Source organism: Methyloferula stellata AR4 (genome assembly GCF_000385335.1).
In the GTDB taxonomy this organism is placed as follows: Bacteria; Pseudomonadota; Alphaproteobacteria; order Rhizobiales; family Beijerinckiaceae; genus Methyloferula; species Methyloferula stellata.
Genome location: NZ_ARWA01000001.1, coordinates 1,677,635 through 1,701,042 on the forward strand (window position 1 = coordinate 1,677,635; position 23,408 = coordinate 1,701,042).

Annotated in this window: 23 protein-coding genes; 4 read left to right on the forward strand and 19 right to left on the reverse strand. The window is 59.9% G+C overall.

Going from position 1 to position 23,408, the window contains the following annotated elements; genetic code table 11:
- The first annotated feature begins 25 nt into the window (after nucleotides 1-25).
- Nucleotides 26-355 carry a c-type cytochrome gene (locus tag A3OQ_RS0108240; RefSeq protein ID WP_244427111.1) on the forward strand — a complete coding sequence of 110 codons (330 nt, stop codon included), beginning with the start codon at nucleotides 26-28 and terminating at the stop codon, nucleotides 353-355.
- Between the two features lie 168 nt (nucleotides 356-523).
- Here the strand turns inward: A3OQ_RS0108240 and A3OQ_RS0108245 are convergent, their stop codons facing one another.
- The 13 genes from A3OQ_RS0108245 to A3OQ_RS0108305 form a co-directional block, all read right to left on the reverse strand.
- On the reverse strand, nucleotides 524-1,321 hold the full coding sequence (locus A3OQ_RS0108245; RefSeq protein WP_020174905.1) for a cytochrome c oxidase assembly protein: 798 nt from the start codon (nucleotides 1,319-1,321) through the stop codon (nucleotides 524-526).
- A gap of 1 nt (nucleotide 1,322) precedes the next feature.
- Nucleotides 1,323-1,775, reverse strand: a complete 453-nt coding sequence (locus A3OQ_RS0108250; RefSeq protein WP_020174906.1) for a c-type cytochrome — start codon at nucleotides 1,773-1,775, stop codon at nucleotides 1,323-1,325.
- Nucleotides 1,772-2,596: a substrate-binding domain-containing protein gene (locus tag A3OQ_RS0108255; protein WP_026595634.1), complete on the reverse strand. Its 825-nt coding sequence runs from the start codon at nucleotides 2,594-2,596 to the stop codon at nucleotides 1,772-1,774. The genes A3OQ_RS0108250 and A3OQ_RS0108255 overlap by 4 nt, the downstream gene beginning before the upstream one ends.
- Complete coding sequence (locus tag A3OQ_RS0108260; RefSeq protein ID WP_083931545.1) at nucleotides 2,577-4,379, reverse strand: methanol/ethanol family PQQ-dependent dehydrogenase; 1,803 nt, start codon at nucleotides 4,377-4,379, stop codon at nucleotides 2,577-2,579. Before A3OQ_RS0108260 ends, A3OQ_RS0108255 begins: the two co-directional genes overlap by 20 nt.
- A 155-nt stretch (nucleotides 4,380-4,534) precedes the next feature.
- Entirely contained in the window at nucleotides 4,535-5,038 is a 504-nt protein-coding gene (locus A3OQ_RS0108265) for a YciE/YciF ferroxidase family protein (protein WP_020174909.1), read from the reverse strand.
- A gap of 176 nt (nucleotides 5,039-5,214) precedes the next feature.
- Nucleotides 5,215-5,853, reverse strand: a complete 639-nt coding sequence (locus A3OQ_RS0108270; protein ID WP_020174910.1) for an SRPBCC family protein — start codon at nucleotides 5,851-5,853, stop codon at nucleotides 5,215-5,217.
- 15 nt (nucleotides 5,854-5,868) lie between these two features.
- On the reverse strand, nucleotides 5,869-6,696 hold the full coding sequence (locus A3OQ_RS0108275) for an XdhC family protein (RefSeq protein ID WP_026595635.1): 828 nt from the start codon (nucleotides 6,694-6,696) through the stop codon (nucleotides 5,869-5,871).
- A 43-nt stretch (nucleotides 6,697-6,739) separates the two neighbouring features.
- On the reverse strand, nucleotides 6,740-7,942 hold the full coding sequence (locus A3OQ_RS0108280) for a vWA domain-containing protein (protein ID WP_020174912.1): 1,203 nt from the start codon (nucleotides 7,940-7,942) through the stop codon (nucleotides 6,740-6,742).
- 4 nt (nucleotides 7,943-7,946) lie between these two features.
- A complete protein-coding gene (locus A3OQ_RS0108285) occupies nucleotides 7,947-8,831 on the reverse strand; it encodes an AAA family ATPase (RefSeq protein ID WP_020174913.1) in 885 nt (294 codons plus the stop codon).
- Nucleotides 8,832-8,935: 104 nt separating this feature from the next.
- On the reverse strand, nucleotides 8,936-11,365 hold the full coding sequence (locus A3OQ_RS0108290) for an aerobic carbon-monoxide dehydrogenase large subunit (RefSeq protein WP_020174914.1): 2,430 nt from the start codon (nucleotides 11,363-11,365) through the stop codon (nucleotides 8,936-8,938).
- Nucleotides 11,362-11,862: a (2Fe-2S)-binding protein gene (locus tag A3OQ_RS0108295; protein WP_020174915.1), complete on the reverse strand. Its 501-nt coding sequence runs from the start codon at nucleotides 11,860-11,862 to the stop codon at nucleotides 11,362-11,364. The genes A3OQ_RS0108290 and A3OQ_RS0108295 overlap by 4 nt, the downstream gene beginning before the upstream one ends.
- Before the next feature lie 67 nt (nucleotides 11,863-11,929).
- Complete coding sequence (locus A3OQ_RS0108300; protein WP_020174916.1) at nucleotides 11,930-12,793, reverse strand: FAD binding domain-containing protein; 864 nt, start codon at nucleotides 12,791-12,793, stop codon at nucleotides 11,930-11,932.
- Nucleotides 12,794-12,933: 140 nt separating this feature from the next.
- Nucleotides 12,934-14,157 (reverse strand): MHYT domain-containing protein, encoded by a 1,224-nt coding sequence (locus A3OQ_RS0108305; RefSeq protein WP_161607318.1) that lies wholly within the window; start codon nucleotides 14,155-14,157, stop codon nucleotides 12,934-12,936.
- A gap of 780 nt (nucleotides 14,158-14,937) precedes the next feature.
- Here A3OQ_RS0108305 and A3OQ_RS0108310 point away from each other — a divergent pair.
- Both A3OQ_RS0108310 and A3OQ_RS0108315 read left to right on the forward strand, forming a co-directional pair.
- On the forward strand, nucleotides 14,938-15,864 hold the full coding sequence (locus tag A3OQ_RS0108310; RefSeq protein WP_020174919.1) for a transporter family protein: 927 nt from the start codon (nucleotides 14,938-14,940) through the stop codon (nucleotides 15,862-15,864).
- A 105-nt stretch (nucleotides 15,865-15,969) separates the two neighbouring features.
- Nucleotides 15,970-16,986 (forward strand): molybdopterin-binding protein, encoded by a 1,017-nt coding sequence (locus A3OQ_RS0108315; RefSeq protein ID WP_020174920.1) that lies wholly within the window; start codon nucleotides 15,970-15,972, stop codon nucleotides 16,984-16,986.
- A 36-nt stretch (nucleotides 16,987-17,022) separates the two neighbouring features.
- Here A3OQ_RS0108315 and cynS read toward each other — a convergent pair whose 3' ends face one another.
- Genes cynS through A3OQ_RS0108345 form a run of 6 tightly spaced genes read right to left on the reverse strand, consistent with a single transcriptional unit; the run spans nucleotide 17,023 to nucleotide 22,447 of the window.
- Nucleotides 17,023-17,505 (reverse strand): cyanase, encoded by a 483-nt coding sequence (gene cynS, locus A3OQ_RS21745; protein WP_020174921.1) that lies wholly within the window; start codon nucleotides 17,503-17,505, stop codon nucleotides 17,023-17,025.
- Nucleotides 17,506-17,525: 20 nt separating this feature from the next.
- On the reverse strand, nucleotides 17,526-18,428 hold the full coding sequence (locus tag A3OQ_RS0108325) for an ABC transporter ATP-binding protein (protein ID WP_020174922.1): 903 nt from the start codon (nucleotides 18,426-18,428) through the stop codon (nucleotides 17,526-17,528).
- Nucleotides 18,429-18,432: 4 nt separating this feature from the next.
- Nucleotides 18,433-19,272: a nitrate ABC transporter permease gene (gene ntrB, locus A3OQ_RS0108330; RefSeq protein ID WP_020174923.1), complete on the reverse strand. Its 840-nt coding sequence runs from the start codon at nucleotides 19,270-19,272 to the stop codon at nucleotides 18,433-18,435.
- Nucleotide 19,273: 1 nt separating this feature from the next.
- Nucleotides 19,274-20,656, reverse strand: a complete 1,383-nt coding sequence (locus A3OQ_RS0108335) for a CmpA/NrtA family ABC transporter substrate-binding protein (RefSeq protein ID WP_020174924.1) — start codon at nucleotides 20,654-20,656, stop codon at nucleotides 19,274-19,276.
- A gap of 52 nt (nucleotides 20,657-20,708) precedes the next feature.
- Complete coding sequence (locus A3OQ_RS0108340) at nucleotides 20,709-21,806, reverse strand: acyl-CoA dehydrogenase family protein (RefSeq protein WP_020174925.1); 1,098 nt, start codon at nucleotides 21,804-21,806, stop codon at nucleotides 20,709-20,711.
- A 59-nt stretch (nucleotides 21,807-21,865) separates the two neighbouring features.
- Entirely contained in the window at nucleotides 21,866-22,447 is a 582-nt protein-coding gene (locus A3OQ_RS0108345) for an OsmC family protein (protein ID WP_020174926.1), read from the reverse strand.
- A gap of 279 nt (nucleotides 22,448-22,726) precedes the next feature.
- On the opposite strand from A3OQ_RS0108345, the gene A3OQ_RS0108355 reads away from it, so the two are divergent.
- Nucleotides 22,727-23,389, forward strand: a complete 663-nt coding sequence (locus A3OQ_RS0108355) for a TetR/AcrR family transcriptional regulator (protein ID WP_244427112.1) — start codon at nucleotides 22,727-22,729, stop codon at nucleotides 23,387-23,389.
- Nucleotides 23,390-23,408: the final 19 nt, after the last annotated feature.

The window sequence follows — 23,408 nt, forward strand, 5'->3', positions numbered from 1 at the left end:
CTTTTCCGCGATTGCGGCTTGTGGGTTGGCGTTGGCCTCTGCCGGTTGCGATAGTGCGCATCCGGCGATAGCATCCTCCGATGCGCGCGAGGCCATCGCTGCGATGTCGAGCCTGGGCTGCGGGACCTGTCATTCGATACCCGGCGTGACCGGCGCCGATGGCAAGGTCGGACCCTCGCTCGAACATATCGGATCGCAGGTCTATATCGCGGGCATGCTGCCCAACAGCCCCACGAATTTGCAGCATTGGATCTTGCATCCGCAAGAGGTCGTGCCGGGCAACGTCATGCCGGACATACCGATGAGCGATACCTCCGCAGGGAAGATCGCGGCCTATCTGGAGACGCTGCGGTGAGCTACTCACCATTTTAGGGAGTGTGCGGACCTTCTTCCTGTGGGAGAAGGCGGCCCGGCGACGCAGGGTCGGATGAGGGGGTACGATCTTTGGATCGAGGGAGCGTACCCCCTCACCCGGCTTGCTTCGCAAGCCACCTTTTCCCCACGGGGAGGGTTGTAAGCGCCTCTAAATCGCTTCCGCCTTGCGCTCCAGCGCCTGCATGAAGGCACCGACCGCGCCGACCAGATGAACGGTCAGGATCAGGCCGAAGGGCAGCCACATGATGAGGCCGCCGAGCTGCTGGTCTTGCAGCGGCGACAGTCCCCAAACTTCGGTCGTTGTGAAATGCGCGGCGAAAACCGCGCGCGGCATAAAGACCAGCAAAGCGCCGAGGCCGGTCATCTGCAAGCCCGTGAAAAGGCTCGCTGCGATGGCAGGGCCAGGATTGCGGGACAGGTCACGCAACAGGCAGCGCCATAGCATCACGCCCGTGGCAAGCAGGCTGATTTCCATGCTCCAATAGACGATGTGGCTCTGCAGAGTTGCATCGTAAGGCTCAGGCATGTGCCAGAACCAGAGCACGAAGGCAAAGAGCAAAGGCGCGGCGAAGGTTTCCGCTTTATTGCGGCGGCTTGCATCGAAGCCGAAGGCGCGCGCAAACAGAATATCGGCGCCGCCGAGCACAAGCAAAGGCGCGGCCGCCAAGATCAGGATCATATGTTGACCAATGCGTGCGGAAAACAGCGCTACGCTCAGATTGCAAAGCGGCGAAATGAAAGAGCCGGCGAGCACCAGCCAGCCCGCGGCGAAACCCAAAGGCCCGGGTGCGGGTTCGCCGCGCATCGAGAGAGGCCAGCGCCGCATCGCCAAGATATAAAGACCGGCGCCCACGGCGAGAACCGAGATCAGGATCGGGTCGAGGTTCCAGGCGACGGAGCCGGGCCCCGGCGGAAGCCCGCAATAGGGGACATAATGACTTGCCATCCTATTTCTCCGTTGGATTCTCCGACAGGGTTTTGACGTAGGCTGCGAGCTCCCAGACCTGTTGCATCGGGATGAGCCCGCGCCACGTCGGCATACCGTTCGGCCGGCCTTCGACAATCGAGGCCGCGATGTTCTCGATGCTGCCGCCGTAAATCCAGGTCTTATCCATCAGGTTGGCGCCCATGCCTCCGCCGCCGCTCGAATGGCAGCCATTACAGTTCATCGCCGAAAAGAGTTGCTTGCCGGCTTCGATATGTTCAGGGCTTTTGGCATATTCCTCGCCAATTTTGCTGGCCTGATCGACCGGCGTTCCGCCACCGGGCGCGATCGGCACTAAGGAGACGGGCGGCAGAGCATATTTATCGGTGCCGCTTGGCGGATTGGTTTCCTGGGCCTGCGCCATGGCTGCCAGGATAAAGCCGGCGCAGAATGCCAAAAGGGCGACATATTTCATTGCGCGGTCTCCGCTTTTTGTGTCGGCAGGGGCAAGCGCGGCACATGATAGTCGGTCAGAATGGAGTCGATATCCGAGCGATGCCGCTCGATTGAGGCTTCGAGCTCCTGCGCCAGCGCCGTATCGTCCTTGCGCACGCCCATCCCGATATCGAAGCTCATGGGAAGTGGAAGTCTCGCATTGGTAACAGGCGTCAGACGCAGCGGCACTTTTTGATTGGCGGCGAACCAGCCAGCCTCCGGCCCCCAGACGGCGGCGACATCGATGTCGCCCGCCGCCAATCCGTCGATGATATCTTTCAGAGGCGAGGGCTTCGCATAGTCGCCATAGACCATATAGCCGTGCACGTTCGAGACGATGCCGCGATCGGCGAGTTCATGCGCGGGCGGCGTGTTGACGCCGTCATTGCCGGTGAGTTGAACACCGATTTTCAGCTGCGTGAGCTTCGGATCGTCAAAGCCGGTGATCGGCGCCGCGTCGGCGCGCTGAACGAACACATAACCGGACCTGTAATAGGGCTTCGTCGTGTGCAGCATGTGTATGTCAATGGGGATGCCGATGACGACGTCGCAATTATGCGCATTCAGCGTATTGCGAAGAAAGCCGCGCCTTTGTGCGAACCAGTAATATTTGACCTCGGCGCCCATATCGGCGGCGATCAATTCCGCGATCTTGTTTTCGAAGCCATCTCCATTCGCATTGGAAAAGGGCATGTTGTTCGGGTCGGCACAGACGCGGAGATCGCGTGCCGCCGCCGCGAGCGGCAGGGCGATAAGCGCGGCGGCTGCGAGCAAGCCGGTTCTAAGGGAGCGCGAAGACATAGAGCGTCCCTCCGGCGGTTGTGACATCCGGCAGATCCTTCATGGCATTGACGAAGCCGAGCGCCGCCGTACCATCGCGCTTGTCGATTTTGCCGGACACGATGGCGCCCGACCATCCGCCGACACCGGAAAGGATGGCGACATATTGCTTGCCGTCAGGGCCGAGGTAGGTGACCGGCTGACCGATGATTCCCGAGCCTGTCTTGAACTGCCAGAGGAGGTCGCCCGTATTGGCGTCTACCGCTTTGAACCAGCCGTCCATCGTGCCGTAGAAGGCGACGTCTCCGGCCGTTACGACCGTGCCGCTCCAGACCGGAAAGTTTTCCTTGATCGCCCAAACCTTCTTGCCATTGGCAATGTCCCAAGCCGCATATTCGCCGCGATTGCCGCCATGGCCCGCATGCATATGGATCTCGGTCCCGACATAGGGTGTGCCTTCGATATATCCGACATCCTGCTCCTTTGTGTCGAAGCAAAGATTGTTGTGGGGGATATAGAGAAGCTTGCTCTTGTTCGAAAAGGCCGATGGCTGCCAATCCTTCGCACCTGGCGGGGCAGGGCAGATGTCGGTCACGGTCTCGCCGACTTTTGGCAGCTTGGCAGCTACATATTGGATGCGGCCTGTTTTCAAATCGACGCCGGTCGAACTTGTAATATCTTGAAACGGATTGGCCGAGAGAACCTCGCCGTTCGTGCGGTCGATCACATAGACGTAGCCGTTGCGGTCCGGGTGAACCAGCACTTTGCGCGGCTGGCCCTTCCAGTCCATGTCGAGGAGAATTTCTTCATTGACGCCGTCATAGTCGTCATGATCGTGCGGACTATATTGATAGAACCAGCGCGCCTGCCCAGTGTCGGCATCGCGGGCGAAAATGCCGGCAGTCCATTTATTGTCGCCCGGCCGAATCGACGCGTTCCACGGTCCCGGGTTTGAGACTCCATAATAGACAAGGTTGAGATCGGGATCGTAAGAGGCCCAGCCCCAGGCCGTGCCTCCGCCGTGTCGCCACATATCGGCTGGCCATGTCGAGACGCCGAGGTCCTTGCCTTTTTCCGAGTCATAGAAGGGTTTAAAATCCGTGCCGATCAAAACATCCTTGTCGGGGCCTGTGCTATAAGCGCGCCAGACGATTTTGCCGGTCTTGACGTCGAGCGCGGCGGCCCAGCCGCGCACGCCCATCTCGCCTCCCGAATCTCCGACAAGAACTTTGTCCTTCATCAGCAAAGGCGCCATGGTCATGGTTTCGCCCATGTTGATTTCGCCCATCTTCGTGCGCCACACTTCCTTGCCGGTGTTGGCGTCGACGGCGACGGTATAATCATCGAGCGTGTTATAGATAAGCTTGCCGTCAGCAAAGACTGCGCCGCGATTGACTACGTCGCAGCAGGCCTCGCCTTGTGCCGCGGCGCTGGGTTTCGGGTCGTAGCGCCACTTCAAGGCGCCGCTGTTTTTGAGATCCAACGCGAAAAGAGTATTTGGATAAGGTGTTACGACATACATCGTGTCGCCGACGACCAGCGGCGCGCCTTCGGCGCCCTTGTCAGTGCCGGTCGAAAAGGTAAAGGCCACTTTCAGATCTTTGACATTTTTCGAATTGATTTGATCCAATGAACTGTAACGCGTGCTGGCGACATTCTTCGCCGGCATCGTCCACTCTTTGTCGTCGTTGGTGTTTGTGAAGGTAGGGGGCGTCTGCGCCTGGGCGCTGAAAAATGCCGATGAAGTAAAAAGTGACGCTATGAAGACAGCAGCGTGCCATGCAGGCCTTTTATTCCATTCCATGACTCGACAAGCTCCCAGGGACTCGCACTAAAAGAGCGTGGCGGTAGCTTTGGTTCCCTCAATAAAATTATTGATTTTTAGTGGTCAAGCTTGTCCACACGCCTTGATATGCGTGGGCCGCGAAACTATCGGCGGCCCACGTATCCCTTTAGGCTTTACGCGGCCTTTCGATTGATGGTGGTTTCGGCCATCAATGTCAGCTTGGCATCCGTCTCTTTTTCCTCAGTCAGCGTCTGCTGCAAGACTGCGGCGCAATCGGGCCGGCCGAGAAGCTTCGCCCAGGCGATCAAGGTGCCATAACGGCTGATCTCATAATGTTCGACCGCCTGCGCCGCCGCGACCAGAGCTGCATCGAGCACGGCCTTGTCGGCGATATCGCCGGCTATATCATTGGCTTCATCGATGATGCCGTCGATCGCCGGACAATTGACGCTCTGAACGTCTACGTCGACCATGTCGAACACCTGTTCCAGCCGTTTGATCTGATTCTTGCTCTCGATAAGATGCAGTTGGAAGCCCTGCTTCAGCCGGGGGTCCGTCGCCTTATCGATCATCACAGGCAAGGCGTCGACGATTTGATTTTCGGCATAATAGATATCCCGCAACGTATGCACGAAGAGATCGTCCATCGTCTTGATGTCCTTCGAAAACCAACTCATGCCGTTTCCTTTCGTTCTGGCCGCGCCAGCCCGCCTATGCGGGCGGCACCTGGATCGCGAACTCAGAAAAAAACCAGTGGTTCCTCCAAATCCTGAAAGTCGGCGACAGACTTGAACGATATTGCCAAGCAATCTTGCGTCGATGCGATCCCCGCGCAGCTTGCGTCTTTGAACCGTCAGCGCAAAGCGGCGCAGATCGGAAACAGAATCTCTCCCGCCGCATGATGGGAGCCATCGAGGCAGCAAGTCGGCATGGCGAGCCCCAGAGCGAGAATCAGGGCTGCAGTGGACTTGCCAAAAAGCCCGCCAAGCCAACCCTTCTTTTCCTTGGCTTCGCCCTCAGCGGAGGGCTCTTCCGCCGCAACAGGTTCCGGCTCTGGAGCGACCACTTTGCCGAATTTCTCGAAAAATTCACCGGCCAATTTTTTGGCTGTAACATCGATCAACCGCGAGCCGAGTTGCGCCAGTTTGCCGCCGACCTCGGCTTTGACTTCATAATGAAGAATCGTGGCATCGCCGTCTGCTTCCAACGTGACTTTGGCGCCGCCTTTCGCGTGGCCCGCCATGCCGCCCGCGCCTTCGCCTGAAATGCGATAGCCATTCGGCGGATCGATCTCGGACAATGTGACTTTGCCTTTGAACGAGGCCTTGATGGGGCCGACCTTGAGGGTCGATGCAGCCTCCATTTCCGTATCGGAAGTTTTGACAATGCTTTCGCATCCGGGAATGCATTGTTTCAAGACTTCGGGATCGTTCAGCGCGGCCCACACGGCTTCGCGCCGAGCCTCGATACGTTGTTCGCCGTTCATGTCCATGTTGGATCTTCCTTTTTAAACTGATGGGTTGGGCATGGCTTTGGATTTGCGCCGAACTTGGACCAGTTCGGCCAGAATGGAGAGGGCGATCTCTTCCGGCGTGATCGCGCCTATGTCGAGCCCGGCTGGCGCCTTGAGCGCGGCGAGCCGCGCCTCGTCTGCACCTTTTTCGCGCAGCGCCGCGGTCAAGGCGGCTGCCTTCTTGCGCGACCCGACGAAGGTTACGTAATTGGCCTCCGCTGCGAGCGCGGCGGAGAGTGCGAGCTCATCGCCCGAGCCTTGCGTCGAGACGACGATGAAACGCTGACGTTTGGCCGGCGGCAGATCGAAGCCGTCGATCCGATGATCGGCATCGTTCAGCGCGGCGTGATCCTTGATTGGCGCCGCAGCCGTCACATCGAAACCGAATGCGCCGGCGATCTCGGTCAGGGCCACCGCGACGGGCGACGCGCCCATCACGACGAGTTCGGGGCGCGGCAGTATGGGTTCGACGAATATGTCCATCGTGCCTTGGCTCGGGCACATGTTATTGGCGTAGCGAATGCCCTCCTTCGTCTCGCCTGCAGAAATGCCGAGATCGGCGAGCAAGTCCTTCGGCTGGATGGAAATCAGACGCGGCTGCCCGTCAGCGATGGCGTCCCGCGCGGCTTTCAGCGTGGCGCCCCTGGCGCAGCCGCCGCCGATCCATCCGGCGACGACAGTGCCGTCTTCAAGGATCAAAGCTTTGGCACCGGCTTTGGCCGCGGTGACGGAGACCGTGCGCACGACGGTCGCCACCGCGAAGGGAAGCTCCTGGCTCTGCATGTTTTGCATCATCGTTAATGTGTCGGACGCGACTGTCATGATCACCTCCTCTTCCAAATCCTGTTCATCCAAATCCTGTTTTTCAAAGCCTTGCGAGATAGGGTTCGAGCGCTTCGAGGCTCTCGAGATTATGGGCGGGCGCGAAGAGATCGACGAAGGGCAGAGCGGCCTTCATGCCCGCCGCCTCCGGCGCATAATCTTGCCAGCCGGCCATCGGGTTGAGCCAGACGATGCGGCGGCAGCGCCGCCGCAAAGCGCTCATCTCCTTTGCGAGACGATCCGGATCGCCGGTTTCGAAACCGTCCGAAATGATCATGACGGCGGTGCGCGACCGGATGCTGCGCGCCGCATATCGCGCATTGAAGGTCGCGAGGCTTTCGCCGATCTTCGTGCCGCCGCCGACCCCCTCGGTCATGAGGCTGAAGCGGTCGATCGCGCGCTGCGGGTCTTTCTCTGTCATGGCGCCCGTCACATCGACGAGGCGCGTGTGAAACAGAAAGGTTGAGGCATATTTGAACGAGCCGAGCATGCCATGCATGAAGCGCACGAAGGCTGGCGTATAGGCGCTCATCGAACCCGATGTATCGAGCAGCATGACGAGCCGCAGCGGCTTCGTCTTGCGGCGCCGGAACACCAGATCGATGGGCGTGCCACCGCGCGCGATGCTGCGATGAATCACGCGGCGGAAATCGAGGCGGCGGCCGTGCTTCGCGGCCCGATCGCGCCGTGTCAGCCTCGTGCGCATTTTCGCGGCGAGCCGGTCGGCGAGCGCATAGGCGCGCTTCAGCTCTTCCTGATTCAAGATGTGGCGGAAGTCCTTCTTACTCAATGCCTCTTGCGCCGCGGCGCCCCCCTGTCGGTCACGGCCGCCCTCAGTCGATGCGGGATCACCGGCCGAGTCTGGCCGCTTCAGGCGCTCGCCAGCGCCGGACTGAGGCGGGCCATCCTCTGGACCGGCAGGAGGAAGAGATCGGGCCGGCGCCTGCCGCCGGTCCTCGAAACGGGTCGTACCCTTGGTTCCATAGGCAAACCAAAAGGCATTGAAGATCGCGTCGAATTTTTCCCAATCCGCTTGCCGCGAGGCAAAGAGCGAGCGTAGCGCAGCCAAAAGGATCGTTCTATTCGTGGGTTCGATCGCACAGAAAATCCGCAGCGCATCCTGGCTTTCCGCGAGCCCGACCGTAAAGCCATTGGCGCGCAGCGACCTCACGAAAGCAGCGAAGCGCAAACGCACGGGTTCGCCGAGATCGAAGGAAGGGGCTGCGAGCGCGAGAGGGGCCATCATCGCCTCACGCCACTTTCGCGATGAGACGTTCGACGACTTCGCTCGTCAAACGCGCCTGATCCTCATGCGTCTTCAACAGCGTCATCAACAGATCATGTACGCTCCCCGGATCTTGCTGGAGATCGCTTTGACCAATGCCGATCAGGGCGGCGGCGAAGTCGAGCGTTTCCGCAACGCCCGGAACCTTGCGAAGATCTTCCTTGCGGATCGCCTGAATGAGCCGTGCGACCTGCAGGGCAAGCGCCACTTCGATGCCGGGATAGCGCGTCCGGATGATCGCGACTTCGCGGTCCTGATCCGGGAAATCGACATAATAATAAAGGCAGCGCCGCCGCAAAGCGTCGGAAATCTCGCGCGTGCCGTTGGAGGTCAGAACCACGCGCGGAATCGATCGCGCAGCGATCGTTCCAAGTTCTGGAATCGTGACCTGGAAGTCCGAGAGGACTTCGAGAAGAAAAGCCTCGAACTCCTCGTCGGCGCGATCAACTTCGTCGACGAGGAGGACCGCGCGGGTCTCGGCCCGGATCGCCGCCAATATGGGCCGTTCGAGGAGGTAGGGTTCGGAAAAGATCTGCGCCTCGATGAGGTCGGCCTTTTCGCCTTCATGCGCTTTGATCGCGAGGATCTGGCGCTGATAATTCCATTCGTAGAGGGCTGCGTTCTGATCGAGGCCTTCGTAGCATTGCAGCCGGATCAACGGCGCGCCATGCAGCGCGGCGAGCGCCTTCGCGACCTCCGTCTTGCCGACGCCGGCTTCGCCTTCGAGCAGAAGCGGACGCTTCAGCAGATCCATCAGCCAGAGCGCGGTCGCGAGGTCACGGTCGGCGACATAGCCGACCGCGGCGAGGCGCTCGCTGATTTCAGTGCGGACAAGCGACATGGTGGACATGATCTATGCAGCTTCTTGAAAGCATGATCCCGAAAAGTTGTTCGACTTTTCGGATAAGATCATGCGTTGAAATAAAAGCTTAGAGTGTGATCGCTGATCACGCTCTAAGCGTGCAGGCCAAGCTTCTGGCCGACTTCCCAGATGCGCCAATAGTCGTGCGGCATGTTGATATGGGTCGTGCCGAGAAACGAGAAGGCGTCGTTCACCGCGTTGGAGAAGCACGGCACGCCGCCGACATGCGGGCTTTCGCCGACGCCCTTCGCGCCGATCGGATGATGCGGCGAGGGCGTCTCGGTGTAATCCGTCTCCCAATGCGGGGTCTCGACGGCGGTCGGCAGGAAGAAATCCATGAAGGACGCGCCCATGACATTGCCGGCCGCGTCGTAGCGGATCTCCTGACCCATCGCGACGGCGAAGGCTTCGGTGAGGCCGCCGTGCACCTGGCCCTCGATGATCATCGGATTGATGCGCGTGCCGCAATCGTCGAGTGCATAGAAGCGCCGGATCTTGTAGACGCCCGTATCGACATCGATATCCATCACGCAGAAGTAGGAGCCGAACGGATAGGTCATGTTCGGTGGATCGTAATAATTCACCGCCTCGAGGCCCGGCTCCAGATTGGGGATGGGCTGGTGATAGGAGGCCCAGGCGATCGCCGCCATGCCGATGCGCTTTTCCGGCAGGCCCTTTACCTGGAAGCCATCGATGTCCCATTCGAGATCGTTGTGATGCACTTCGAGAAGATGCGCGGCGATCATCTGCGCCTTGGCGCGGATTTTTCGCGCCGCCATGGCGATTGCGGCGCCCGCCGTCGGCGTGGAGCGCGAGCCATAGGTGCCAAGCCCATAGGGCGCCGTATCCGTATTGCCTTCCTCGATTGTAATATCGTCGGCCGGGATACCAAGCTCGGTCGCGAGGATCTGCGCATAGGTCGTCTCGTGACCCTGACCCTGGCTCTTCGTGCCCATGCGGGCGATGACGGAGCCCGTCGGATGGATGCGGATCTCGCAGGAATCGAACATGCCGATGCCGAGAATATCGCAATTCTTCGAAGGGCCCGCGCCGACGATCTCGGTGAAGAAGGAAACGCCGATCCCCATGATCTCGCGGGTCTCGCCGCGCTTGAAGGCTTCGCGCTTCTGCGCTTGCTCTTCGCGGAGCTGGCGATAGCCGATGGCCTCCATTGCCTTGTTCATCGCAAGATGATAATCGCCTGAATCATATTCCCAGCCAAGCGGCGCCTTATAGGGAAACTGCTCGCGCCTGATGAAGTTCTTCAGCCGCAGATCGGCGGAATCCATGCCCAGCTTTTGCGCCAGGCATTCGATCGCGCGCTCGATCGCGTAGACGGCTTCCGTCACCCGGAACGAGCAGCGGTAGGCGACGCCGCCCGAGGCTTTGTTCGTATAAACACCGTCGACTTCGAGATGCGCGACGGGCATATCGTAGGAGCCCGTGCAGATATTCATAAAGCCAGCCGGCCATTTGGATGGGTCGGCGCAAGCATCGAATGCGCCGTGGTCCGCCAGCACATAGCAGCGCATGGCGAGGATGCGGCCGTCTTCCGTCGAGGCCAGTTCGGACGTGATGTGGTAATCGCGCGCAAAGGATGTGGTCGAGAGATTCTCCATCCGGTCTTCGACCCATTTGACCGGCTTGCCGAGCACGATCGAGGCGACGATCGAGCAGACATAGCCAGGATAGACGCCGACCTTATTGCCGAAGCCGCCGCCGATATCGGGCGCGATCACATGGATCTTATGCTCGGGAATATGCGAGATCAGCGAGGCGACGGTGCGCACCACATGCGGCGCCTGGAAGGTGCCGTAAAGTGTCAGCTCGCCCTTGATCTTGTCGAAAGAGGCCAGGCTCTGGCAGGTCTCGAGCGGCGAGGGATGGGTGCGGTGATAATAGAAGGTTTCCTTGATCGTCACCGGCGCTTTGGCGAAGGCTTCGTCCGTGCCGTCCTTGTCGCCCATCTGCCAATTGAAGATGTGGTTATAATGTCTGCGCGGCCCATGTGCGCCGTCCATTTTGTCTTTGATGTCTTCGCGTAGAAGTGGGGCATCCGGAAGCATGGCCTCATGCGGATCAATGATCACCGGCAGCTCTTCGTAGTCCACTTCTATCAGCTCGACCGCATCGGCCGCGATATAGCGATCGTCGGCGACCACGAAGACGACTTCCTCATTTTGAAACAGGACCTTCTCGTCCGCCAGCACAGCGGCCACATCGCCGGCGAGCGTCGGCATATAATGAAGATTGAGCGGCTTCAGATCGGCGGCGGTCAGCACAGCACGCACGCCGGGCAGGGCCTTGGCCTTAGACGTATCGATGCTTTTGATGCGCGCATGCGCATAGGAGGAGCGGAAGAAATCGCCAAACAGCATGCCGGGCAATTTGATGTCATCGACATAATTGCCTTTGCCCTGGGTAAACCGGATGTCTTCGACGCGTTTGCGCTTGCAGCCCATGCCCTCGAGCTTGGCTTCGCGCTGCTCTTTCGTGAGCGGGGGAGGGGTCATCTCATTCATTCCGCGGCCTCCTGATAGGGTGTTCCGTTGATTTTCGCGGCCGCGTATTGGATCGCTTTCACGATGTTCTGATAGCCGGTGCAGCGGCAGATATTGCCTGCGATGCCGAAGCGGATTTCAGCCTCGGTCGGATCTGGATTTTCCTGAAGCAGGCGATGCGCCCGCAGGATCATGCCGGGCGTGCAAAAGCCGCATTGCAGCCCATGCGTCATGCGAAACCCTTCTTGCAGCGCATGCAATGTGCCGTCGGGCGCGGCCATGCCCTCGATCGTCGTGATCGAAGCGCCATCGGCCTGGACCGTGAACATGGTGCAGGATTTGACCGACCGGCCGTCGAGATCGACGGTACAGGCGCCGCAGTGGGTCGTATCGCAGCCGATATGGGCACCGGTCAGCATGAGCTGCTCGCGGATGAAATGGATGAGAAGCGTGCGCGGTTCGACCAGTGCTTCCACGGGCTCCCCGTTCACGGTCATTTGGACATGGATCTTCGACATGATGTCTCCTCGGCAGACACGGGGTCTCGCGCGGCTGTGGTTGCAGCCTCGCCGCGCAGGCTTTGTGTTAGGCCCGCGCAGCCGCGCGTTGCAGCGCGCGCTTGACCATCACGCCCGCCATCTTGGTGCGATAGGCGGCACTACCGCGTCCATCGGCTGCTGGGCTGGTGATCTCTTCGGCCGCTGCCATGGCTTTCGCCAAGGTCGCCGTATCGAGGCTTGAGCCCACCACGAGCTCGGCGGCTTTCTCGGCCAAAAGCGCCGTTTCGCCGACATTGGTGAGGCTGATCGCGCAGGAAGTGACGGTCCCGCCCTGGTCCATCACCAGAAGAACCGCGGCGGCCGCCGTCGCATAATCGCCGATCTTGCGTTTCAGCTTCTCGTAGGCGTAGCCATGCTTCTGCGGCGGGACGGGGATGGAAATGCCCGTCAGCAATTCGCCCGGTCCTAGCGCGGTGAAATAGGCGCCCTGATAGAATTGCCGCGCCGGTATCGAGCGCAAGCCATTCCGGCCTGCGATCTCATAATTCGCATCGAGCGCCATCATGATCGCCGGCATGTCATTGCCGGGATCGCCATTGGCGGCATTGCCGCCGATCGTGCCGCAGGCGCGCACTTGCGGATCGGCGATGACAAGCGCGGCCTCGCGCAGGATCGGAAGCGTTGCCGCGAGGAGATCCGAGGCGACGACCTCGGCTTGCGTCGCCATCGCGCCGATCAGCATGCGTTCGCCGTCCTGACGGATGCCCTTGAGATCGGGAATGCCGCCCAAATCGACGAGGTGCTGAGGCGTTGCCATGCGAAGCTTCATCATCGGGATGAGGCTGTGGCCGCCGGCCAGCGGCCGCGCATCGTCGCTGAGATCGGCGAGAAGAGTCGCGGCCTCGCTGATCGTCTTCGGCCGGTAATAGGCGAATGAGCCCGGGATCATGCGTTCCTCCGAAATCGTTCTTTTTATGATTTCGGATCATCGGCCGCTTCGCGGCGCAGCAACAATGGATTTTGGCTTAGGGACGGGCAGGCAGCACCAATGACGGATTGGCTGCACGAATTGCGTCAATAATCTTGGCCTTATTCACGAACGGCGGACGGCGGCTCGCTTCGTGCTGCACGAATATGGTCTGCGACGCGTCTTTGCAAAACGGAGAGACGCGCCCGCGCCACGGGTATGTCGCATTGCACCAAAGCGCCGGAGAGCTCGACAATGCCGTTTTCGCCGTGACGGCGGATGCTTTCGACATGTTCGATCGAGACAATATAACTGCGGTGGACTCTTATGAAGCTTTGCGGGTCGAGATTGGCTTCGACGGCGCTGATCGGCAATTTGCAGAAGAATTCCTGCTGTCCGTCGGAAATATAAGTGTAATGCGCATTGGCCCGCACGGAGCGTATGTCGTCGACACGCAGGTTTCGGGCTCGGCCTTCTTTTTCAACGGGAATCGCGTTCGCGAAGCGTTTACTGTCCGAGTTTTCGCCAGCCGCAGCGGGGGTATAACGCGCGCCGTCGACGTGCGGCATGCCGTGATCCGTGAATTCGCTTTCATCGGCTTTGGACCCGTCGGCGAACATAGGTTGGGACGCGGGACGCGCTTTATCTTCCCGGCTGTTCGCTCCGGCGCCGCGGTCGGGCACGACGGAGAGAAGAAAACCTCCCGAGACCGAGAAGGCGATGATGGCGACGATGATCGCGAGATTGTCGCGCGACAAAGCCGGCGAGCCGCCCGTCGGCGGCGTGTCGCAGAGAGTGAATGTTGTCCCGGCCATGGCGGTATAGTGCATCCCGGACACGGCGATGCCGAGAACGACGGCCGCGAGCCAGATCGGCAGCGGCCGCGTCGTGCGATTGAGCATCCAGAGCGCGACGCCGCTTGTGACAACGGCGATCAGGAAGGCAAAGAATATGGATATGAAATTATAATCCAAAAAGGCGTTCGCGTGGACGGCATTCATGCCGATGTAATGCATGAGGCAAATGCCGGCACCCATGCCGAAGGCCCCGATCGTAATGCGCATCCATGGCGACCCAGGCAGGCTGACGGCGGCGACGCCGATGCCGACGACGATCACGCAGGTGAGAAAGGAGATCAGCGTCGGCAGGACCAGAAAATCGACGTCATGCGGCAATGACGCGGCCAGCATGCCGACGAAATGCATCGACCAGATGCCGACCGCGAGCGTGATGGCGGAGCCGGCCAGCAGCACTCTGCGGCTTGCGCCGGTCGCAGACCTCAAGCCGTCCGCGAGCTGCAGACCGACATAGCCGCCTTGGACGGCCATCACGACCGATAGGGCCACGAGCCATGGTTCGTGCGTTACCCCAATGGCTTCCTCCCAAATTTTGCGAGAGCTTTTGCTCTTCTGACTCATTGGTACATGGTTGTACGCCGAATCGATGCGGCGTCTTCTTTATGCGTCGGCCATGTCATTGTGCATGACCAAGACCAAAATGCGCAGCTTCCACCAGCAAACGTCAAGCTGCCGATCGGACGATGCAACAGTATGGCGTCTAAATCGGCGCGTTTTCTTTTAAACCAATCCGGCGTCATACCGATTGGTAAATATTTTTCCTAACGTGTCTGCGCAGGTGATATACGTCGGTCCTATGGGAAGCTGACGCAGGTTTTCCGCAAGTTGCGATCCTCGCAAACCGCATCCCCAACCCAGGCTTGATGCAACGCGGCATCGCGTGAAAGCGGCTTGCAGCGAAGCTGAATCGCGCGAGACACATGCCGCCATTCATGAAGCACAATCGACCAAGCACGCAGTTCGTGCGGCGATACTCCCACTTGGTGCGCATCCGCCGTTCATAAATCAAAACACATTGTTACTGCGGCGCGAAGCGGCGGATGATCGGCCCTGACACAATAAAGTTGCGGAGGACGGCATAAGGCCGGGCAGGGATGACACTTGCCAGGGCCGGCTGCGAATAACGCATCGATATGCACGGAACTGAAACACGGATTTCACGAGGAGAAGTCCGAGACGGCTGCTGCCTGGCTCAAAGTCTAAAAGAAAGAACCGCACGCGAAGCACTTTGACATCGAGGCCGGGCATTGAACCAGGGAGGGGGCTCCAATGTCGAAAGTAAGTAACCATTTCACTGCCATCAAATACGCGAGTTTGACGATCGGGGTAGCGCTTGCCATCATGATGGAAAGTGCTTCCGCGACGCCGGTCAATCCGCCCGGCTGGACGGCCGGACTGCAGCTCGGCGCGCCTTTGCCGCAGGGCCTCTATTTCGTCGATACGGGCACCTATTTCGAGCGGTCGAACTCAGCCTTCGGCTCGCCGAAGATCGATGCGGTCATCAATCTGCCGGTCATGATCTGGTCGACGCCCGCGACATTGCTCGGCGGCAGGCTCGAACTTATCGCGACGATCCCGGAAATCGGCGTTGGCATCAATCCCAACTCACCCGCCGGTTCGAGCTGGCATCGCGACATATATAATTACGCCGGTCTCGCTGGCCTCGCCTGGGATCTCGGCGGCGGCTGGAGCGTCGCCGATCATGTCGGCTTCTTCGGTCCGGTCGATACGGATGTCGGCAATAATGTCGGCATCGGCGGGAATTTCTGGACCTTCGTCGAATCGGCATCGGTCGCCTATAATCACGACGGTTGGGCCTTAAGCGCCAATTTCTTCTACGGTCACAGCTTCAACGACAACAACACAGGCATCCATACGCAGCCCGACTCGGCGCAGGTCGACTTCGCCGCGACGAAACATATCGACAAATGGGAAGTCGGACTTGTCGGCTATGGCTCGACCGATCTCGGCGGCGCCGCGCGGGATATGGACGCTTTTGGCTTCGCCCATCCGCAGCAGCAATTCGCGCTCGGCGGACTCGTCGGCTATAATTTCGGATCGGTGATCACACAATTTTACGTGACCCGCGATGTCGCCGAACGGAATTACACCGGCTATGACACGCGGTTCTGGGGCCGCCTCGTCGTGCCTTTGTGGGCGCCGTCCGCGCCGGCACCGCTCGTCGCGAAATATTGAAGGCCTCAGCCTTTGGTATGTCCGCTCTAGCGAATGGCTTGGCGGGCACCAGATTTAAAAAAGCCAAAGCCTTTGGATCGTGCGCGGCATGGAGGACTTCGCCTTATGAAATTCGGTCCCGTTCCCGTCGAGAAAAGCCTGGGCGGCATCGTCGCCCATGGCGTGCGCTACAAAGGCCTCGTTCTCAAGAAAGGCGAGATCATAGAGCTGGACCATATCGGTGCTTTGAAGGCAGTCGGCTTCGACAAGATCGTCGTCGCGGAACTGGAACAAGGCGACATCGAGGAAAATGCCGCGGCCTTGGCGCTGGCTAAGGCGGTCGCAGGGGACAATCTCACGCTCGAGGCTCCGGCCACCGGCCGGGTGAATATCTACGCCATGCAGGATGGCGTCTTCGGCTTGGATGAAGCCTTCGCCAACCGCGTCAACGATGTGGACGAGCGTATCACTCTGGCGACGCTTCCGCCGATGCAGCCTGTCGTTGCCGGCGATATGGTCGCGACCGTCAAGATCATCCCTTTCTCGGTGCCGGAGGATGCATTGGCTTGCGCAATCGATGCGGCGCAGGGAGCGAAGCTCGCGGTCTCCGCTTATCGGCCGCTGCGCATTGGCGTCGTCTCGACCTTGCTGCCTGGCCTGAAGGCGAGCGTGGTGGAGAAGACATTGAACGTGCTCGCCGAGCGCATTGCCATGACGCCGGCCAAGATCGTCGGCAGCGAACGTGTGATGCACGATGTTCCCGCGCTCGCGCAAGCGATCGCTGCCATTGCGCCTTTAAGCGATATAATCATCATCTTTGGCGCTTCGGCGATCACCGACCGGCGCGATGTGATCCCGGCCGCGATCGAACAGAGCGGCGGCCGCATTGTTCACTTTGGCATGCCTGTCGATCCTGGCAATCTCCTGCTTCTCGGGCAGTTGCAAGACGGCACATGCGTGATTGGAGCGCCCGGCTGCGCGCGATCTCCCAAGGAGAGCGGCTTCGACTGGGTGTTGCAACGCATGCTCGCCGGGTTGAACGTCACCAGCGCCGACATCAAACGCATGGGTGCAGGAGGGCTGCTGATCGAGAATGCCGGACGCGCGCGGCAACCGGCAAGCCATTTACTGGAAGCCGGTTAGGGCTTGCTTGGGGTCGACAGCGGGCACCCGGCCTTTTCATTCCTCCTTGAAGCCATATTCCGGAAGCCCTTGTTCGGCTCCGTAATATTTATAGGGCAGGAATTTACCGCTCATCGTGAACTTCACGCGATCGCCCTTCGGATTGGGCAAGCGCTCCATCTGCATATCGAAATCGATCGCCGACATGATGCCGTCGCCGAACTCTTCTTCGATGAGCGCCTTCCAGGCGGGGCCGTTGACCATTACGAGCTCATAGAAGCGATAGATCAGCGGATCCGTCGGCGGCATAGGCATGCCGCGATAGGGGACTTCGTTCAGCATGCGCTCCTCGCTCTGGTCGAGGCCGAAGAGCGCGGCGGCCTTGGCCGCGAGCGGCTTCACCAGTTTCATCTGTCCAAGGAGAGCGCCGACGACGAGGACTTCGGATACGCCGCCGATCTCGTTGATGATGTGTTTCCAGGTCCAGCCCTTGGCGCGCTTGATGTCGAGGATCTTTTCGGTCAGTTGCTCGCGGGTCATTTTCACCTCCAGTGATAGATCTAAATTTGAGCAAACCTATGCGGCTCGGCGTGGTCGATCATGACCGGCCGCGGCGGCGAGACGGGATCGACGAGCGGCGGGTGCCGACGGTCGTAATCCGCCGGTATAGCTTCTTCGAAATTGCGCGACCGCGCGACGAGAAAATCGATCAGATGATTGCGCAGTGCGTAAAAATGCGGGTGTTTGTGGATCTCATGCCTTTGCCGGTCGCGCGGCAGATTGTTTTGGACCACCTCCGCGATCATTGCCTTCGGCCCGTTCGTCATGAGCACGATCTTATCGGCGAGAAAGATCGCCTCATCCACATCATGCGTGATCATGAAGACGGTCTGGCCCGTCTGGAGGCAGATGCGGCGGACTTCATCCTGGAGGGTGCCGCGCGAAAGCGCATCGAGCGCCGAGAAGGGTTCGTCCATCAGCATGATCTTCGGTTGGATGGCGAGCGCCCGCGCTATGCCGACCCTTTGTTTCATGCCGCCGGAGAGTTCGGCCGGGCGCTTCCCGCCGCTGCCCGAAAGGCCGACGAGCGCGATGAACTCTTCTGCATGGGCGCGGATTTTGGCGCGTGACCATTGCCGCCAGCGCGAGGCGACGGCATAGGTGACGTTGCCCAGTACGCTGCGCCAGGGAAGCAAGGCATGGCTTTGGAAAATGACGGCCCGGTCGAGCGACGGGCCGTCGATCTCGCTGCCGTCGACGATGACGACTCCGTCGTCCGGCCGGTCGAGTCCGGCCAGAATGTTGAGGAGGCTCGTCTTGCCGCAGCCGGAATGGCCGATGACGCAGACGAACTCGCCGCGCGCCATGGAGAACCAGAGATCTTCGAAGACCGTGGTCTTGTTCCCGTCGGCACCGGAAAAGCGGCGGCTTACGCTTTCGAAGGAGATGAATTTGTCCTGCAAGGACTTACTCCGGATAGGTGACTGCGCGAGCGGCGCGCGCGAGCAGAAGATCGAGCAGCATTCCGACAATGCCGATGATGAGGATTGCGACGATGACACTGGTGATCGAGAGATTGTTCCATTCGTTCCAGACGAAATAGCCGATGCCAGTGCCCCCCACGAGCATCTCCGCCGCGACGATCACGAGCCATGCGATGCCGATCGAAATCCGCATGCCCGTCACGATCGTCGGCGCGGCGGCCGGCAGAATAATCGTGAAGGCACGCCGCAAGGGACCGACTTCGAGCGTCCGTGCGACATTGAGCCATTCCTTGCGCACGCTGGCAACGCCGAAGGCGGTATTGATGAGCATCGGCCAGAGCGAACAAATGAAGATGACGAAAATCGACGAAGCTCCGGAATCCTTGATGACATAGAGCGCGAGCGGCATCCAGGCGAGCGGCGAGATGGGTTTCAGGATCTGGATATAGGGCTGGAGCGCGCGGCTCGCGAGTGGCGACATGCCGATCAGGAAGCCGATCGGAATAGCGACAAGCACCGCCGCGAGATAGCCGAGCCCCACACGCCAGATCGAATAAGAGATCTGAATACCGATGCCCTTGTCGTTTGGACCGCGATCGTAGAAAGGGTCGCGCAGATCGGCGACGAGTTTGGCGCCGACCTCAAGCGGGCTCGGAATGGCCGATTTGCCTTGTGTCGCCGAAACGCCCATCAGCTTCGCATATTCCGGATCGAGCTTCTGCGTGGGCCCTGTGCCCGACGTCGCGAGCTGCCAGCCGCACAGCAAGACGAACAGCAAAAAGGTCGAGAGCACCGCGGCTCGCATATTGAGCGAAAGGCGCATGTCAGCTCCTTTTGATAGCGAAACTCGCCGCATATTCGGCGGCTTTGGCCGGATCAAAGGGCTTGCCCATGACGGAAAAGCTCTTCGACGTCGCGACCGGCGGGGTCAACCCGGCGTCTTTCATGGCCTTGGAGGCATCCGTGGCGAGAAACACCTCGCGCGCGACCCTCTGATAGTCGATGTCTTCCTTGATCTGGCCCCAGCGCTTCATTTGCGTGAGAATCCAGACTGCGAAACTTTCCCAAGGGAAAGGATCGAAGGTGACCCGATTGGGATCGACCTTCACATTGCCGAGCCCATCGGCGTAGGTTCCGGTCAGACATTGTTCGAGCACGGTAACCGGCATGTTGATGTAATTGGCCGGCGCGATCGCCGCCGCGATCTCCTTGCGGTTCTCCGGTTTCGAGGCATAAGCGGCGGCGCCGACAATCGCGCGGAGCAAGGCTGCATAACTGTTTGGCATCTCTGTCACGAATTCGCGGCTCACCGCGAAGGCGCAGCAGGGATGTCCGTCCCATATTTCCTTTGAGAGAAGATGAATGAAGCCGATGCCGTCATAGACGGCGCGCTGCACGAGATTGTCGGGCGCGAGGAAGCCGTCGATATTATCGGCCCGCATATTGGCGACCATATCCGGCGGCGGGAGAACACGCAGTTGGACATCGGTGTCGGGGTCGATCCCATGTTCGGCGAGATAATAGCGCAGCAGATAATTATGGTTCGAATAGTTGAAGGGGATGGCGAATTTGAATCCCTTCCAATCCTTCGGATCGCGCCGGTCTTTATGTTTCATGGCGAGGCAGATGGCCTGGCCGTTGAGATTTTCGATCGCCGGAACGAGGAAGGGGCTCGCCGTCGAACCGAGGCCGAGAGAAATCGCTATCGGCATGGGTGCGAGCATATGCGCGGCGTCATATTCCTTATCGAGCGATTTGTCGCGAACCACAGCCCACCCGGCCGTCTTGATCAACTCCACATCAAGGCCCTGCTTCGCATAAAACCCGAGCGGCGACCCCATGATGATCGGCGTCGCGCAGGTGATCGGCAGAAAGCCGATCTTGAGCGAGGTCTTTTCAAGCTTGCCGGGCTCGGCAAAGACTTCCGTGGCGGTGCCCAAGGGAAAGGCTGCGGCTATGGCGGCCGACGCGGCGGTGCTCCCCACGCTTTTCAAAAAAGCCCGGCGCATCCGATCGTGCGGGAACATGGCCCGCATCACCGCGGCTTCCACGATCCGGCGCAAGGCCTTTTCTTCGCTGCCCGCGACGGCGTCCACGGCTTCGGCCTTAAAGGCGGCCTGATGCTCGGCTTCGTTTGAATGGGCGCCGCAAGAACATGTCTTTCGCAGTCGAAAGCGGGAATCGAAAGGATCGGAGAAAATCGACATCAATAGGACTCCACGATCGGCCGGCTCGCGGCGGCGACAAGCGAATGAATGTTCAGCTTGGCATTTCCGCCAGCATTTTGCGTAATTGTTTGGTGGCGGGCGTGACGATGGCGACGAAATAGGCTTCCCGTAGCCGCCGCTGGGCGCGATGCGTCATGACATAGCCGCGCGCGCCGGAGTGGAGCATCGCTGCGTGAGCCGCCGCGACGCTCGCTTCGCCGGCACGCAGGCGCAAGGTGAGCACGTGGCGCCAATAATCGTCGCTCGTATCGTAAGGCGTTGCGGCGAGAGCCGCCGTTTCCTTTTCGAGCGCGGTCAGCACTTCCTCGATGTCTTCGGGCTGCTCTTCGAGATATTTATTCACGTGACCGAGCCCGTCGCGGACCTGCAGCATCAGTTTGATGCAATCTCGGATCAGTCCGATCGCCATGCCGACCTGCAGCAAAATGAATCCGGCCCGGATCTTCCGGACGAAGGGGGCTGCCGATTGCGCAAGCACCATCGAATCCGGAATGAAGGAATCGCGGAATCGAACCGAATAGGTGGCGGTCCCGTCCATCGCGAGAAAAGGCGCGCAAGGCGTGAGTTGCACATCGGGGGCGGCGCAGTCGGCGACGAACATCATCGCTGCGCCCGGCACGTCTTGATCTTCGCAGATCGCAGCGAGGATATGATCCTCGCCGAGATTGGAAACCCAAGGCAGGGCGCCGCGCACGATATAGCCGCCGGCGACCTTGCGGCTTTTGAGTTTCAGCTCTTCAATGCCTGAAAAGCTCTTGACGGGATTTGAAAGCCCCGTGCCGCCAAGTTGTTTGCCTGATGCCAGCGCGGAGAGATACATGTCCCGCAAGGCTTCATTGTCGGTATTGGCGAGATACCAGACGAGAGCATTTTGGCACCAGCCGAGAAAGCCTGTCGCGCCGCATCGCTCCGCCATGGCTGCGATGGATTCGATCGCAACCGAGAGGTTTGCCTCGCCGCTTAGCGGCAGATGTGAAGCCCAGGCGCCGGCCTCGCCGAAGCGGCGCATGAGCGCTTCTGGATAGAGCTCGCCCTTGTCGATCGCCGCGGCGACGCCAGAGAGTTCGGCCGCGACGGTTCGGACCTTTGTCAGCGTAGACTCTTGTACTGAGAAGCTCGACGCGTCCATTGCGAATCTGTCCATGATGAAGCTGCGGAAAGGCGATCAGGCAAGAGCGAAAGCCGATGTCAGGCGGCAGTCACGGCGAGATTGACCGGCCGGATGAAGGTGTTCGCAACAGGCGACCATTTGGTGACATGCGCGACAAGCTTTTCGATCTCCGCTTTCGGCACACCAGGACATTCCATATCCACCGCGATGCGCACATCGGTGAAGCCAACCGGCTTTTCGCTCACGTCGCCTGTTCCCCAAACCGCGGTAATGTTGAGATCGCCTTCGAGATTGAGCTCGAGCTTCGAGATCGTCCAGCCGCGATGAACCGCATTGGCATGCAGTCCGACCGCGATGCAGGAGCCGAGCGCGGCGAGCGAGGCTTCCGAGGGATTGGGCGCCGTGTCGTCGCCGAGAAGGCCCGGCGGTTCATCGACAATATAGGCAGGCAGATTACGAATATAATTGGCGTGACGGAAGCGGCCCTCGGCCACGGTTTTGCACTTCAGCGTCTTGATGGCTTTCGGATTGGCTTTGCCGGTGGCAATCAGAGCGTCGAGGCCTTCCTTATTGATAGGCGCAAGCGTGCCTGCCGGCGTATCGGCCGATTCGGGCGCAAGGCAGCCTGTCAAAACGATCGATTCCTGGTTTTGCGACATAGACCCTCTCCAGCTAAACAGCGGCCCAGTTGCGCCGCTCCGCTATTTGATGCACTATACAGAACGTTCTGTCTATAGCAGATGCTATGCCAGGATCCGTCGAGTGTAAAACACGCTGTATTTCAGACGACTAGCTTTTCGGCTGTCAGAAGCTTCGCGGTGAGGGCAAGGAAATAATGCTCAAGGGAGCGGCATTCTGCCAGCGCTTTGACGGACGGATGCGGGAGACGGTGCTGGCAATGAAGCACCGGGAGGTTCACGCAAGCGTCGGCGAGCTTCTTGCGTGGCACGGGCGCCTTCGACGTTGAGTTTGAGCATTTTCAAAAGGGCAAAGGCATGAAGGCCAATGTGAAACCGGCCGAAGAGATCGATAAGCCGCCAAGGGCGCGTCTGATCGAAGCGGCCACGCGTCTTTTTTGCCGGCAAGGCATCAACGCGACCGGCATCGACGCCGTGCTGCGCGAAGCGGGCACCGCCAAGATGACTCTCTACAAGCTCTTTGGTTCTAAAGAACGGCTTGTGGAAGCGGTGCTCGAAGAGGAGGGGCGCAAATGGCGCGATTGGTTTTTGTCCGGCCTCGATGCTGGCAACGAGTCGCCGCGGCGCAAGCTCGATCGAATCTTTCCGATGCTGCGCAAATGGTTCGCGGAGGATGAGTTTTACGGCTGTCCCTTCATCAATGCCGTCGGCGAGCATGACAAGAAAGACGATCGGCTCCGGTCGCTGACGATACATCACAAAAAAGAGGTGCTGCAGAAATTCACCAGCCTCGCGGCTGCCGCCGGGGCCGCCAATCCGGAGACCGTGGCGCATCAACTCGGATTATTGATGGACGGCGCGATCGTTGCCGTCATGGTGACGCGTGATTTGGCGCTCGCCGATATGGCCGGCTCGGCAGCGACGGCGCTGCTCGACCAGGCGACGGCGAGGGTGCCGGCTTAAGCATAGTCTCAGGTCCAAG